Raw genomic sequence first — 13,169 nt, 5'->3', positions numbered from 1 at the left:
CCGTTCAGAGGCGGCGAACGGGCATCATGAACGCCGTGCCGCCCAAGCCGGATTCGACCGCAGACACCCTCACCGTGGGTGCCGCGGCACGACGTCTCGGCATCGCCGCGCCTACGCTGCGCAGTTGGGAACGCAGGTACGGATTGAGCCCGAGCGCGCGTTCAGCGGGCGGTCACCGGCGGTACAGCCCGGAGGATCTCGCCCGGCTCCAGGCGTTGGTCGGGATGGTCAACCAAGGAGTTCCGACGGCCGAGGCCGCGTCCGCCGTCCGTGACCGGATCTACCCTGCTCAATCACCTACTGTGACATCGGCCACGTCCGTTGCCGAAGGCACCCTGAGGCACTCCGTCCAGAAGCGCGGCTTCGCCGTCCGGTCGTCCGGGCGGGCGAAGTCGGCCGGGCCGGGCAAACTCGCGGACCTCTTCGAACTCGCCAACGCGATGGACGGCGAGCGGCTCACCCACGAGGTCGCCCGGAGTCTGGACCGGTCCGGCGCGGTCGAGGCATGGACGAGCCGGCTGGCGCCGCTGCTGGTCGAGGTCGGTGACCAGTGGGAGCGCACCGGCGCGTGCGTGGAGATCGAGCACCTCGCGTCGGACGCGGTCGCCGGTGGCCTGCGGTACCACACCCGCCGGGCGGTCGAGCGGTACAAGCCGGACGAGACGGAGCGGCCCGTAGTACTGGCCTGTCTCGAGAAGGAGGATCACGCCCTGCCGTTGCTCGCGGTGGCGGCTGCTCTGGCCGAGCGCTCGATCCGGGTCCGCACCCTCGGCGCCGCGACGCCGGTGAGCTCCCTGTCGACGGCCGTACGCCGGATCCGCCCGTCCGCGGTGTTCATCTGGTCGAGTGCGCCGGAAACCGCGGACACGGATGCCCTGCGCATGCTGGCCCGCACCCGGCCGTCGTACTCGCTCGTGGTCGGCGGACCTGGCTGGCAGGTGCCCGGCACGCCCGACGGCTGGGTGAACTCGCTGGCGGACGCCGTCACCAGCCTGGTCACCGCGGTGCGGCCCGAGACCGCGGTACGCGCCTAGCTCTGCGGCTCTGGTTCAGGCCTTCGACTCGTAGCGGAAGTACTGGTGGGCGCCGTGCGGGATGTCCCGCTCGCCCGTGAGGGCACGGATCACCATCGAGTGGGTGATCGCCAGCACCGGGCCGTCCGTGCTCGCCGTATGCCGTGCCAGAGCCGCCAGGGCCCTCTCACGGACCTGTGAGAGGGGCTCCCAGGCCCGACGGATCCCCTCGGGCCATTCCCCGTCGTACTCGTCCAGCTCGGCCTGTGCGGCCCGTACGTCGGCTTGCCCGCGCCAGAAGCCCGAGCTCTCGGGCAACCAGTCGCGCAGGTCGTAGTCCACCCGTACGCCGAGGGCCAGGCGGTGGCCGATGATCGCGGCGCTGTGCAGAGCGCGGGTGAACGGCGAGCTGACCAGGTAGGTGGCCCCGATGCCACTGAGCAGGTCCGCGACAACCTGCGCCTGCTTGGCGCCCTCCGGAGTCAGGGGAGCCGTGTCGGCGGCCAGCCCGGGCAGGCGGCGGCTGTCGACTGCCTCGTAGTCCGGCTCGCCGTGCCGGACCAGGTAGATCTGGGTCACGGTGAAGTTCTACCTGAGGTGGCGGGCGCCCGCCCAGCCTCTGGCGCTCCGGTTGCCGGGCAGCGCGGCGGGGGCCGCGATGACCTCGACCTGTTGCGACCTCAACGACGCACGCACCACCCCGGTTACACCCAGGTAAATCCCGACCCCAGTCAGTGACACCAACCGTCCCGGCTCCCGGCCACGCCTAGCCCGTGAGGTCTCGCCGCATGCAGATTCGGTCGGCCGGGTCGAGGCCAATCGCGGTCTCGGCGGCGCGGACCTCCCCGAGCCCTGGCGTGAACTCCGCGGCAGACAGCTCACGGAAGCCCAGGCGGGCGTAGTACGGGCCATTCCAGGCGACGCTGCGGAAGGTGGTCAAGGTGAGCGCCGGCAGGCCCTGCTCGGCGGCCCAGCGGTCGACCTCGTCGATCAGCAGCCGCCCGATCCCGCGTCGGGCCTGAGCCGGGTGGACGCTCACCTGCTCGATGTGGGCGCACCCGTCCACCAGCATCACCAGGATGTACCCGACCGGCCGGTCGTCCTGGTCCGCCGCGACCCATGCCCTCCCGTCCCGCTGGTACTCGGCCATCACGGACAGCGGCGGTGGGGCGTGGTCGGCGACCGCGACCATGCCAATATCGCGGAACAACTCGCCTGCGGCCAGTTCGATCGCCTGCAGTTCGGCCAACTCGCCGGTCCGCGCGGCCCGGACGGAGACACCATCGCTCATAGCCCGAGGCAACCATGCCGCGCGCCGCCCGGCCACCGATTTTCGGGCGGTCGCGCTCGCGGGTGGCGGAGGTGCTCGTTGCGGTGGGTGATATCGTCGGCGACGTGAAGCGTTGGTATTGGCAGTTTTTTGAGTGGCCGGCTGTGGTGCCGGGCGACTCAGCTGCTGCTGACGCCTGAACCAACCAGAGCCGGCCCGAGGCAAGGACACTCGTCCTTGCCTTTTCTCATTCCCAGCCGGCGCTGTCCTCGGGTCCACCGCGGAGTTCCGGCGGAAAGGTCCCAGTGATGAACACCCTTCCCCAGCAGACCAGCCCAGCGGCTGTGGTCGACCGACGGATCGAGAAGACCGTCCCGCTGATCACCCCGCAGGCGCTGCATGACGAGTTGCCGCTCAGTGATCAGCTGGCCGAGACCGTCGTCGCCGGACGGCAGGCCGTCACCGACGTCCTGAACGGCGTCGACGACCGGCTGCTGGTAGTCGTCGGCCCCTGCTCGGTGCACGACGCGCAGGCGGCCCTTGAGTACGCCGAACGCCTGCGCCCGGTGGCCGAGCGCCTCTCCGACGGTCTGCTCGTGGTGATGCGGGTGTACTTCGAGAAGCCGCGGTCCACCCTCGGCTGGAAGGGTCTGATCAACGACCCGGGCCTCGACGGATCGGGTGACGTCAACACGGGTCTGCGGACCGCCCGCGCGCTGCTGCTCGAAGTACTGGCCAAGGGTCTGCCGGTCGGTTGCGAGTTCCTCGACCCGATTACGCCGCAGTACATCGCGGACGCCGTCGGGTGGGGCGCGATCGGGGCGCGGACGGTCGAGAGCCAGGTGCACCGGCAGTTGTCGTCCGGGCTGTCGATGCCGATCGGGATGAAGAACCGCCCCGACGGCAGCATCTCGACCGCGGTCGACGCGATCAAGGCTGCCGCAGTGCCGCACGTGTTCACCGGTATCGACCACGACGGTGCGCCCGCGATCCTGCACACTCGCGGCAACCCCGACTGCCACCTCGTACTGCGCGGCTCGGACGCCGGGCCCAACTACGACGCCGAGTCCGTCGCTGGAGCCCAGGCGCTGCTGAGCAAGGCCGGTCTGGCCGAGCGGGTCGTCGTCGACGCGAGCCACGGGAACAGCCGCAAGGACCACCGCCGGCAGCCGCAGGTGGCGGCCGAGATCGGTGCGCAGGTGGCGGCCGGCAACCGGGCGATCGTCGGCGTGATGCTGGAGTCGTTCCTGGTCGAGGGCCGGCAGGATCTCGACCCGACGAGGCCGCTCATCTACGGACAGTCGATCACCGACGCGTGCCTGGGCTGGGACACCACCGAGGCCGTTCTGGAGCAGCTCCGCGACGCTGTCGTGCAGCGTCGTACGGGCGCGTGAACTTCAGACGAATGAACGCCTGAAGGCATCCCGCGACGGGTCGGTGCTGACCTACTGTCCGGGGCATGACTGAGATTTCCCGCCGCCTGGTCCTTGGTTCCGCAGCCGGTGGGGCAGCGCTCTCGCTGCTCCCACCGTCGCTGCACGCGGCGATGGCCCAGCCGATCCGACCCGGCGGCCTGAAGGCCGTCGAGCACGTCATCGTGCTGATGCAGGAGAACCGTTTCTTCGACCACTACTTCGGCACGCTGCGCGGCGTCCGCGGGTACGGCGACCGCCTGCCGCTGCGGCTGCGCAACGGCAAGTCCGTGTTTCACCAGCCGGTGACCGGCGGCCGCGAGGTGCTGCCGTTCTCCGTCCGCGAGGCCGCGGTCGCCGCGGGGCGCAGTACGGACGACATCCAGTACCTCGGCGCGCTCGCGCACGGGTTCACCGACGCGACCCAGGCCTGGGGCAACGGCTGGAACGACGACTGGGTGCAGGCCAAGACCGCCGCGACCATGACGCACTACGAGCGCCGCGACATCCCCTTGCAGTACGAGCTCGCCGAGACCTTCACGATCTGCGACGCCTACCACTGCTCGGTCAACGGCTCGACCAACCCGAACCGGAACTACCTGTGGTCCGGTACGACGGGGTACGAGCCCGGTACGACGAAGCGCGCGGTGACCAACGCGGCGTACGACTACAACCACGCCGGCTACGACTGGACGGCGTACCCCGAGCGGCTGGAGCAGGCCGGGGTGTCCTGGCAGATCTACCAGGAGTGGGACAACTTCACCGACAACGCGGTCGAGTACTTCAAGACCTTCAAGGAGCTCGGCCACCGCATCCTTGCCTCGGTGCCGGGCGGTTACCGGACCACCGAGGAGTTCTACGACAAGCTGTTCGCGAAGACGCCGGCCGAGCGGACCGAGGCGCTGAAGCAGCTCGAGGCGGCGGTCGCCAAGCAGCCGAAGAAGGACCAGGAACTCTTCTACAAAGCGATGTTCCGCGGTGAGCCGGAGTCGCTCGTGCCGCGGCTGCGGGCCGACATCGAGGCCGGCAAGCTGCCGCGGGTGAGCTGGCTCGTCCCGTCCGCGGTCGACTCCGAGCACCCGGGATCCTCGACCCCGGTCGGCAGCGCCAACCTCGTCTACGACGTGCTGGACGCGATCGCCTCCGACCCGGACACCTGGTCCAAGACCGTGCTGCTGATCAACTTCGACGAGAACGACGGGTACTTCGACCACGTGCCGCCGCCGGTCGCGCCGCGGCCCGACTCCGGCGAGAGCGACGACTGGTACGCCGGCCGCCCGATCGGCCTCGGCCCGCGGGTCCCGATGACGGTCGTGTCGCCCTGGTCGGTCGGCGGCCACGTGAACTCCCAGGTCGCCGACCACACCTCGGTGATCCAGTTCCTCGAACGCGTCACCGGCATCCGCGAGCCGAACATCAGCAGCTGGCGCCGGACGGCCTGCGGTGACCTCACCTCGGCGTTCGACTTCACCCGCTCGCACCGTCAGCCGTCGGTCGACGCGCCTGGTCCGGTGCCCGCGCCGATCACCCGGTGGAAACCGACCCCGCCGGCCACTCAAGCTGTCCCGCTGCAGGAGCCGGGTCGTCGTCCGGCTCGCGCATTGCCTTACCAGCCGTCGGTTTCGGGCCTTGTTGCCGATGGCAAGTTGATGCTGCGACTGGGCAACAAAGCCGACGAGGCCGCCCACTTCGCGATCTACCCGTACGGCGGTGAGCTGCCCGCCCCGGCGCATCTCGACGTCAAGGGCGAGCGCGTGAAATCCCTTCCGGTCAGTGGTCCCTACGAGCTCGCGGTGCAGGGGCCGAACCGCTTCTGGGTGGAGCTGGCCGGCTCGGTCGACGGACTCGCGGCCGGGTTCGACGTACAGGCTCGGGTGGTGCACGGTTCGGTCGAGCTCGAGCTGGAGAACACCAGTCGCAAGCCGCTCAGCGTGAAGCTGAAGGCCCGCGGTTACCGCGGCAGGACGATCCACCAGGAGTTGCGCGGACGACAGACCCGCAAGGTGACCTGGCCGACCGACGAGGGCTGGTACGACGTCGAGATCACCGTCGCCGAGGATCCGACCTACCGGCGCCGCCTGACCGGCCACGGAGAAACCGGCCACGCGAGCGTCACCGGCTGATGAGCCGGCCTCTGCAGCTCCCGGCGCGTGAGCCTGGGCCGGCTGTCAGCGGGCGACGGGGGCGGTGATGGCTGAGGTGATTGAGATGAGGTCGGCGGGGTTTAGGCCGAGGTCTAGGCCCCGGCGGCCGGCGGAGACGTAGATGGTTTCGTGGTCGGTGGCGGTGCTGTCGATGACTGTCGGGAGTGCGCGCTTCTGGCCTATCGGGCTGATGCCGCCGACCACGTAGCCGGTGGTTCGTTCGGCAGCCGCCGGGTCGGCCATGGTTGCCTTCTTGCCTTTGAGCGCGGCGGCTACGGCCTTCAGGTCGAGTTGGCGGTCGACCGGGACGACGCCGACCGCGAGTTTGCCGTCGACCTCCACCAGGAGGGTCTTGAACACCTGCTCGGGCGCGAGTCCGAGCGCCTCCGCGGCCTCGAGGCCGTACGACTTGGCGGCCGGGTCGTGCTCGTATGCATGGGTGCTGAAGGGGAGTCCAGCCTTCGTCAGTGCGACCGTCGCGGGAGTGCCCTGCCCGGTCTGCTTGCTCTTAGCCACCCGACAAACCCTACGTCGGCCCGGCGGACTCCAGCGTCGGCCCAGTGGCCTCCTACGTCGGCTCGGCGGGCTCCAGGCGGACACAGCAGTGGGCGGGGCGGGGGTGGAGCTCGGCTCGCAAGCCGGTGTCGCCCAGCCCGTCGAGCAGACCGCCGACCAGCCGGAGCGTCATGCTGCAGACGAGGCCGGGGTGCTCCCTGGCGAGCGCGCGGAACGGGCAGTTGACGAGATCGACGCTGTCACCGCTGCGGCGTGGCTCGAACCCGTGCGCCTCGAGCACCTGGGCGAGCGGCGTACCGGGGTGGCCGCGAGCCGCCCGGCCGACCGACTCGCCGTACTGGTGGGCTCGGTGCTCCAGGGCGCCGCGCGGTGAGCCGCCAGAGGCCTCGGCGTCCTCCAGGGCGCCCGCGAGTAGGTGGCCGGCGACGTCGTAGTGGCGCTCGGGGAGGGAGACCTCGAACTCGCGGTCGGAGCGGCGGTAGAGCTTGGCCGGGCGGCCCGCGCCGGGACCGGTCCGGCCGGTACGGCGCTCGAAGACGACCTCGAGCAGGCCTTCCTCGGCCAGTTTGTCGAGGTGGAACGCGGCGGTGGTGCGGGGGAGATCGATCGCGGCGGCGGCCTCGTCGCGGCTGACCGGCTCGGGCTGGGCGACGACGTGGTCGTAGAGGCGCCGGCGAGTCGGCTCGTCGAGCGCGGCGAGCGCCTGTACCCCGGTGTCCCGCGACCTGTCCACGGGATGATTCTATCGACAACTTCGGTTGGTCTAACAGTAAGCTGACTGTTCAAGGTTCCCGACGCTGGAGGCGCCCAGATGACGACCGTCCGTTCAGAGCTGGATTCCGCGGACTTCCGCGAGCTCACCGACGACCGCGACCTGACCGGCGCCCCCGGCCGCGCGGAGGCGAGCGTGCCGCTGCACATCGTGGGTGGCCGGCCGGAGATCGACCTGCCCGCGGCGCAGCGGGCGGTGGCGGACCTGCTCACCGCGCTGGGCCGGGACCCGCACAGCGCCCACCTTGCCGACACACCCCGCCGAGTCGCGAACGCGTACGCCGAGATGCTGACGCCGCGCGAGTTCGACCTCACCACGTTCCCGAACGACGAGGGGTACGACGAGCTGGTGCTGGCGCGGAACATTCCGGTCCAGTCCCTCTGCGAGCACCACCTGCTGCCGTTCCAGGGCGTCGCGCACGTCGCCTACCTGCCGGGCGAGCGCATCCTCGGCCTGTCGAAACTCGCCCGCGTGGTGGAGTTGTTCGCCCGCGACTTCCAGGTCCAGGAGCGGCTGACCAAGCAGGTCGCCGACTGGCTGCAGGACCACCTCGAGCCCAAGGGTGTAGGCGTCGTGATCGAGGCCGAGCACCAGTGCATGTCGCTGCGGGGTGTCCGCGCTGCGGGCTCCACCACGGTCACCTCGGCCCTGCATGGCATGCTGCGCGACAGCGCCGCCTCGCGCCAGGAGTTCTTCGCCCTGACCGGCGTCAACGCCTGATCCGCCGCCTCGGGCAGCACCTGCGCCGGGCGCCCCGAAGTACGGGGTGAATCAGGCGGTGGCCACGGCTGGGGGTGGGTGGTGGCTGTGGCGGCCGGTGGCGAGGATGTGCGCGACCTCGCCGGGCAGCGGGTCCGTGCCGGGGACGGGGTCCAGCTCGGAGACGTCGAGCCAGCGGACGACGGTGGCGCCGCAGTGACCGTGGACGGCGAGGATGGAGTCGAGATCCGGCCAGACGGCGGTGGAGGGGTTTTCACCGTGCCAGCGCAGCGCCACCGACCCGTCGGTGAAGACGCATCCTTCGGCGACCGTGCCGGTGCCGGAGACTCCGCTGATGTCCGCGTAACGCACTAGTTCGAAGGTCTGGGGTTTCACCGGCGGACCTCTTCGGTCCCCGCGGTACGGCGTGCGGACGGTCTGGTGCTGGTGGGGTGGAGTGAGAGAGTTGCCATGGTCCTTTCCCCGTGTCGGCGTGGTTGGGCATCTCGCCACAAACCGGGGACCGGTACCGACTGTCAGCGGGGAAGGACGGTCTGTAGCGACTCATTCACTGCAAAACAAGCTAGAACCAAAGAGCCGTGACACGCCAGGGATAGTTCAGGCGTGTCTCAGTCTCCGATCTTGCCCCGCCCGGTACCCGGAAAACTCCGCGACACGCGTTTCTCGGTGCCGGGGGCGGGAAGCGGGTCTGGTCCTGACAAATCGGAGGCCGGATGAGCGGCTCGCATGGTCGAATACGCAGGTGTTCCTGACCCTCGGTACCAGCTCGGCCGGCCTTGATGTTCCCGCGACGGATCTCGGGTTCCTGTTGCACAAGAACCCCGCGCGCCCGCAGTCGGTGGAGGTCACCGGCGGCACAGCGCACGTGATCTACCCGGAGGCGACGGCTGAGCGGTGCACGGCGGCCGTGCTGCTGGAGATCGACCCGATCGCGCTGGTCCGGTCCCGCAAGGGCAAAGCCGCCGAGGGGTTCACGCTCGGCCAGTACGTCAACGACCGCCCGTACGCCGCTTCCAGCCTGCTCGCCGTAGCCCTGGGCAAGTTGTTCCGTACTGCGATGAACGGCCGCTGCGACGCACGTCCCGAACTGGCGGCCCGGGCGATCCCGCTGGAGATCCGCGTCCCGGCTCTGCCGTGCAGCGGTGGTTCCGCGCTCGCGGAGAGGCTGTTCGGCCCCCTTGGCTGGACGGTCGACGCGCGCCCGGTCCCGCTCGACCCGGAGATCCCCGCCTGGGGCGACTCGCGGTACGTCGATCTGCGGCTGGAAGGCGTCGTCCGGCTCGCGGACGCGCTCAACCACCTCTATGTCCTCCTGCCGGTACTCGACGACGCCAAGCACTACTGGGTCGGGTCCGACGAGGTGGAGAAGCTGGTCCGCGCCGGGGAAGGCTGGCTCGGCGCGCACCCGGAGAAGGAGTTGATCTCCCGGCGCTACCTCGCACACCGCCGCAGTCTGACCGACTCGGCGCTCGAGAGGCTGGCCGAGGCGGACGGCGACGTTCTGGCGGACGAGGTCAGCGCTGAGGTCGGGGACGACTCGGGCGTGGTCTCGCTTGCCGTCCAGCGGCGTACTGCTGTGCTGGACGTACTGCGGGACGTGGGCGCGCGCCGGGTCGCCGATCTGGGGTGCGGCGAGGGGCTCCTGGTCGCCGAACTGCTGAAGGACGGGCGGTATGACGAGGTGGTCGCCACTGACGTCTCGGCTCGGGCGCTCACATTCGCCGAGCGGCGGCTGCACGTGGCGGACATGTCCGATCGCCAGCGGGAGCGGCTGCGCTTGTTCCAGTCGTCCGTGACGTACTCCGATGCTCGGCTGGCCGGGCTGGATGCCGCAGTGCTGATGGAGGTGGTCGAGCACGTCGATCCGCCTCGGCTGCCGGCTCTCGCGCGGGCGGTCTTCGGGGCGGCCCGGCCTGGTGCTGTGGTGGTCACGACGCCCAACTCGGAGTACAACGTGCGGTTCGAGAAGCTGGCAGCCGGGGCTTTCCGGCACCCGGATCACCGGTTCGAGTGGACTCGGGAGGAGTTTCGGGAGTGGGCGGCGACGGTGTGCCGCACGTATGGGTATGAGGTTGAGTTCCGGGCGGTCGGCCCGGACGACCCGGAGGTCGGTCCGCCGACCCAGCTCGCGGTGTTCCGCCGGGCCGCTCGGCTGAAGGAGGTCGGGTGATGGCGCGGATCGAGCTGCCGGCGCTGAGCCTGGTGGTGCTGGTCGGAGTGAGCGGGTCGGGGAAGTCGACGTTCGCGCGGAAGCACTTCCTCGGTACTGAGGTGATCTCCAGCGACTTCTGCCGCGGGCTGGTCTCGGACGACGAGAACGACCAGGCCGCCACGAAGGACGCGTTCGAGGTACTGAACTTCATCGCGGGCAAACGGCTCGCGGCCGGCCGCCTCACGGTGATCGACGCGACCAACGTGCAGCCGGAGGCACGCAGGGAACTGGTCGCGCTGGCCCGCGAGCACGATGTGCTGCCGGTGGCGATCGTCCTCGATCCGCCCGAGCGGATCTGCCTGGAGCGGAACGAGCAGCGGCCGGACCGGAACTTCGGCGCCAAGGTGATCGCCCGCCAGAAGTCGCAGCTGCGGCGCGGGCTGAAAAGCCTGAAGCGGGAGGGATTCCGCGGTGTCCACGTGCTCACCGGTGTGGACGAGATCGATGCCGCGAGCATCGAACGGACCCGGCTGTTCAACGACCTGACCGACCAGACCGGACCGTTCGACATCGTCGGCGACATCCACGGTTGCCGGGCCGAGCTCGAGCAACTGCTGACGATTCTGGGCTACGAGATCAGCCGCGACGCCGATGGCCGCGCGGTGGATGCCACGCACCCGTCGCGGCGAGCCGTGTTTGTCGGCGACCTGGTCGACCGCGGTCCGGACACGCCCGGTGTCCTGCGGCTGGTGATGGGAATGGTTGCCGCCGGCCACGCGCACTGCGTACCCGGCAACCACGAGGACAAGTTGCTCAAGGCACTGCGCGGCAAGAACGTGAAGGTCAGCCACGGCCTGGAGGAATCACTCGCCCAACTGGCTGCCGAGCCGGAGGAGTTCCGCGCCGAGGTGATGACCTTCATCGACGGCCTGATCTCGCACTACGTCTTCGACGAGGGCAAGCTCGTCGTCTCGCACGCGGGCCTGGTCGAGCGGATGCACGGACGCGCCTCGGGCCGGGTCCGCTCGTTCTGCCTGTACGGCGAGACGACGGGGGAGACGGACGAGTTCGGCCTGCCGATCCGGTATCCCTGGGCTCAGGACTACCGCGGCCGCGCGATGGTCGTCTACGGCCACACCCCGACGCCCGAGCCCGAGTGGATCAACAACACGATCTGCCTGGACACCGGCTGCGTGTTCGGCGGCTCCCTCACGGCCCTGCGATATCCCGAGCGGGAGCTGGTCGCAGTACAGGCCGCTGAGGAGTACTACGCGCCGGCGAAGCCGTTGCACGTGGCAAGTGCTCCGGCGCGCGAGCCCGACGTCCTGGACATCACCGATGTGACCGGGCGACGGGTCGTCGAGACCGCCCACCACGGCCGGTTGAGCGTGCGCGCGGAGCAGGCGGGGGCCGCGCTCGAGGTGATGAGCCGGTTCGCGATCGATCCTCGCTTCCTGCTCTATCTACCGCCGACGATGAGCCCGGTGGCGACCTCGTCGGTGCCTGGGCTGCTCGAACACCCGGAGCAGGCCTTCGAGGCGTTCAAGGGTCAGGGCGTGACGGAGTTGGTATGCGAGGAGAAGCACATGGGCTCGCGGGCAGTGGTTCTGCTGACCCGGGATGACGACGTCGCGGAGAAGCGGTTCGGACTGGCCGGCCGGGGTGCCGTGCACACGCGGACCGGGCGGTCGTTCTTCGACGCCTCGTTGACGGGCGAGCTGCTGCTCCGGCTGCGCGAGGTGGCTGTGGAGGCCGGGCTGTTCGAGGAGCTCGATACGTCCTGGCTGCTGCTGGATGCGGAGCTGTTGCCGTGGAGTGCGAAGGCGATCGACCTGCTACGCAACCAGTACGCCGCTGTCGGCGCTGCCGCTCGTTCTTCTTTGCCTGCCGCAACTGCTGCGCTGGAATCCGCTGCTGCGGCAGGGCTTGAGGTGGGTGAGCTGCTCGCGCGGACGCAGCAGCGGGCGGTCAACGCTTCGCTCTTCAGTGAGGCCTATCGACGGTATTGCTGGCCGACCGAAGGCCTCGCTGGAGTTCGGCTGGCTCCGTTCCAGCTGCTGGCGACGGAGGGCCGGACCTACGAGGAGATGCCGCACGCTTGGCATCTCGCGTTGGCTGACCGGATGGTTGCCGCAGGCCCCTCGCTGATCACGGCCACTCGGCGGCTCTTCGTCGACGCGTCGTCGTGGGCTGAGGGTGTCGCCTGGTGGGAGGAGCTCACGGGTGCCGGCGGTGAGGGGATGGTTGTGAAGCCGGCGGCGAACCTGGTCCGGACCGCGAAGGGACTCGCGCAGCCGGGGCTGAAGGTGCGCGGGCAGGAGTACCTCCGGATCATCTACGGACCGGACTACACCGAGCCGGCGAACTTCGAGCGCCTTCGCGACCGGAACCTCGGTCACAAACGCTCGATGGCACTGCGCGAGTACGCCCTCGGCCTGGAAGCCCTGGAGCGGGCCGCGCGCGGCGAGCCCCTGTGGCGCATCCATGAATGCGTCTTCGCCGTTCTGGCGCTGGAGTCCGAGCCCGTCGACCCGCGGCTCTAGCGTCGCGAGCACCCGTGGCCAGGCAGGGCGGGGCCTAGGCCCGAGAGTGGTCCTGGAGCAGGCCGTCGAGGGCGGCCGACGAGATTGCGTCGGCCTCCTCGGCGGTGAGCGGGGCGTGGCCGGTCATCAGGCGGAAGATCAGCGGGCCGAAGAGGATGTCGGTTGCTGTGCCCGCGGAGACGCTCGGACGGACCTCGCCGCGGTTGAGTGCGCGCTGCCAGAGCTCGGCGATCGCGGCTCGCCTGGCATCCAGGAAGTACTCCCGGAAGTACGGCGCGGCCGCCGGGTCGGTGACGGAGGCGGCCAGCAACTGGGCGAACACCTTCCCGTTCGACCCGGCGTAGAAGGCGCTCACCCGGCGCACCTGCTCGGTCAGATCACCCCGCGCGGATCCCGTGTCCGGCAACGGGATCGCGGCCGCCATCTGCTTTCCGAAGGCCTCAGCCGCGATCGCGGTACGAGACGGCCAGTGCTTGTAGATCGTTGCCTTGCTCACCCCGGATTGCGCGCTGATCGCGTCGACCGTTGCCGCTGGCAACCCGCCGTCGGCCAGGAGTTCCTGGGTCGCACAGAGCACCGAGTCCTTCGCCTTCAGGCTGCGCGGGTGCGACGACTGCTCGAACATCG

General features: G+C 69.9%; 12 protein-coding genes. 6 read left to right on the top strand and 6 right to left on the bottom strand.

All coding sequences use genetic code 11. The annotated features are described in order from the left end of the window. The first annotated feature begins 26 nt into the window (after positions 1 to 26). Complete coding sequence (locus tag EV644_RS08445; protein ID WP_132187736.1) at positions 27 to 1,034, top strand: MerR family transcriptional regulator; 1,008 nt, start codon at positions 27 to 29, stop codon at positions 1,032 to 1,034. A gap of 15 nt (positions 1,035 to 1,049) precedes the next feature. On the opposite strand, the gene EV644_RS08440 is transcribed toward EV644_RS08445, so the two are convergent. Continuing rightward, a complete protein-coding gene (locus EV644_RS08440; protein ID WP_132187737.1) occupies positions 1,050 to 1,592 on the bottom strand; it encodes a histidine phosphatase family protein in 543 nt (180 codons plus the stop codon). A 187-nt stretch (positions 1,593 to 1,779) separates the two neighbouring features. After that, entirely contained in the window at positions 1,780 to 2,304 is a 525-nt protein-coding gene (locus EV644_RS08435) for a GNAT family N-acetyltransferase (RefSeq protein ID WP_132187738.1), read from the bottom strand. Positions 2,305 to 2,591: 287 nt separating this feature from the next. On the opposite strand from EV644_RS08435, the gene EV644_RS08430 reads away from it, so the two are divergent. Together EV644_RS08430 and EV644_RS08425 are read left to right on the top strand one after the other, a co-directional pair. Beyond that, positions 2,592 to 3,677 carry a 3-deoxy-7-phosphoheptulonate synthase gene (locus EV644_RS08430; protein WP_132187739.1) on the top strand — a complete coding sequence of 362 codons (1,086 nt, stop codon included), beginning with the start codon at positions 2,592 to 2,594 and terminating at the stop codon, positions 3,675 to 3,677. Between the two features lie 65 nt (positions 3,678 to 3,742). Continuing rightward, positions 3,743 to 5,818 (top strand): phosphocholine-specific phospholipase C, encoded by a 2,076-nt coding sequence (locus EV644_RS08425; RefSeq protein WP_132187740.1) that lies wholly within the window; start codon positions 3,743 to 3,745, stop codon positions 5,816 to 5,818. Positions 5,819 to 5,863: 45 nt separating this feature from the next. Here EV644_RS08425 and ybaK read toward each other — a convergent pair whose 3' ends face one another. Together ybaK and EV644_RS08415 are read right to left on the bottom strand one after the other, a co-directional pair. Further along, positions 5,864 to 6,355: a Cys-tRNA(Pro) deacylase gene (gene ybaK, locus EV644_RS08420; protein WP_132187741.1), complete on the bottom strand. Its 492-nt coding sequence runs from the start codon at positions 6,353 to 6,355 to the stop codon at positions 5,864 to 5,866. 52 nt (positions 6,356 to 6,407) lie between these two features. After that, positions 6,408 to 7,088 (bottom strand): helix-turn-helix transcriptional regulator, encoded by a 681-nt coding sequence (locus tag EV644_RS08415; protein WP_132187742.1) that lies wholly within the window; start codon positions 7,086 to 7,088, stop codon positions 6,408 to 6,410. Positions 7,089 to 7,166: 78 nt separating this feature from the next. Here EV644_RS08415 and folE point away from each other — a divergent pair, with 78 nt between their 5' ends. Beyond that, entirely contained in the window at positions 7,167 to 7,847 is a 681-nt protein-coding gene (gene folE / locus EV644_RS08410) for a GTP cyclohydrolase I FolE (RefSeq protein WP_132187743.1), read from the top strand. Between the two features lie 51 nt (positions 7,848 to 7,898). On the opposite strand, the gene EV644_RS08405 is transcribed toward folE, so the two are convergent. After that, positions 7,899 to 8,222, bottom strand: a complete 324-nt coding sequence (locus EV644_RS08405; protein ID WP_132187744.1) for a hypothetical protein — start codon at positions 8,220 to 8,222, stop codon at positions 7,899 to 7,901. Positions 8,223 to 8,589: 367 nt separating this feature from the next. Here EV644_RS08405 and EV644_RS08400 point away from each other — a divergent pair, with 367 nt between their 5' ends. Both EV644_RS08400 and EV644_RS08395 read left to right on the top strand, forming a co-directional pair. After that, complete coding sequence (locus EV644_RS08400) at positions 8,590 to 10,017, top strand: 3' terminal RNA ribose 2'-O-methyltransferase Hen1 (RefSeq protein WP_132187745.1); 1,428 nt, start codon at positions 8,590 to 8,592, stop codon at positions 10,015 to 10,017. Further along, positions 10,017 to 12,542: a polynucleotide kinase-phosphatase gene (locus tag EV644_RS08395; RefSeq protein ID WP_132187746.1), complete on the top strand. Its 2,526-nt coding sequence runs from the start codon at positions 10,017 to 10,019 to the stop codon at positions 12,540 to 12,542. The genes EV644_RS08400 and EV644_RS08395 overlap by 1 nt, the downstream gene beginning before the upstream one ends. A gap of 34 nt (positions 12,543 to 12,576) precedes the next feature. Here EV644_RS08395 and EV644_RS08390 read toward each other — a convergent pair whose 3' ends face one another. After that, positions 12,577 to 13,167, bottom strand: a complete 591-nt coding sequence (locus EV644_RS08390) for a TetR/AcrR family transcriptional regulator (RefSeq protein ID WP_132188318.1) — start codon at positions 13,165 to 13,167, stop codon at positions 12,577 to 12,579. Positions 13,168 to 13,169: the final 2 nt, after the last annotated feature.

It is taken from the genome of Kribbella orskensis (genome assembly GCF_004342085.1).
In the GTDB taxonomy this organism is placed as follows: Bacteria; Actinomycetota; Actinomycetes; order Propionibacteriales; family Kribbellaceae; genus Kribbella; species Kribbella orskensis.
This window is presented reverse-complemented; position numbering and strand designations above follow the sequence as displayed.

Bases quoted from the DNA above. Each gene is read 5' to 3' on its own strand.
- EV644_RS08445 (WP_132187736.1), top strand. From the start codon at position 27: ATGAACGCCGTGCCGCCCAAGCCGGATTCGACCGCAGACACCCTCACC.
- EV644_RS08435 (WP_132187738.1), bottom strand. From the start codon at position 2,304: ATGAGCGATGGTGTCTCCGTCCGGGCCGCGCGGACCGGCGAGTTGGCC.
- EV644_RS08430 (WP_132187739.1), top strand. From the start codon at position 2,592: ATGAACACCCTTCCCCAGCAGACCAGCCCAGCGGCTGTGGTCGACCGA.
- EV644_RS08425 (WP_132187740.1), top strand. From the start codon at position 3,743: ATGACTGAGATTTCCCGCCGCCTGGTCCTTGGTTCCGCAGCCGGTGGG.
- folE (WP_132187743.1), top strand. From the start codon at position 7,167: ATGACGACCGTCCGTTCAGAGCTGGATTCCGCGGACTTCCGCGAGCTC.
- EV644_RS08395 (WP_132187746.1), top strand. From the start codon at position 10,017: ATGGCGCGGATCGAGCTGCCGGCGCTGAGCCTGGTGGTGCTGGTCGGA.
- EV644_RS08390 (WP_132188318.1), bottom strand. From the start codon at position 13,167: ATGTTCGAGCAGTCGTCGCACCCGCGCAGCCTGAAGGCGAAGGACTCG.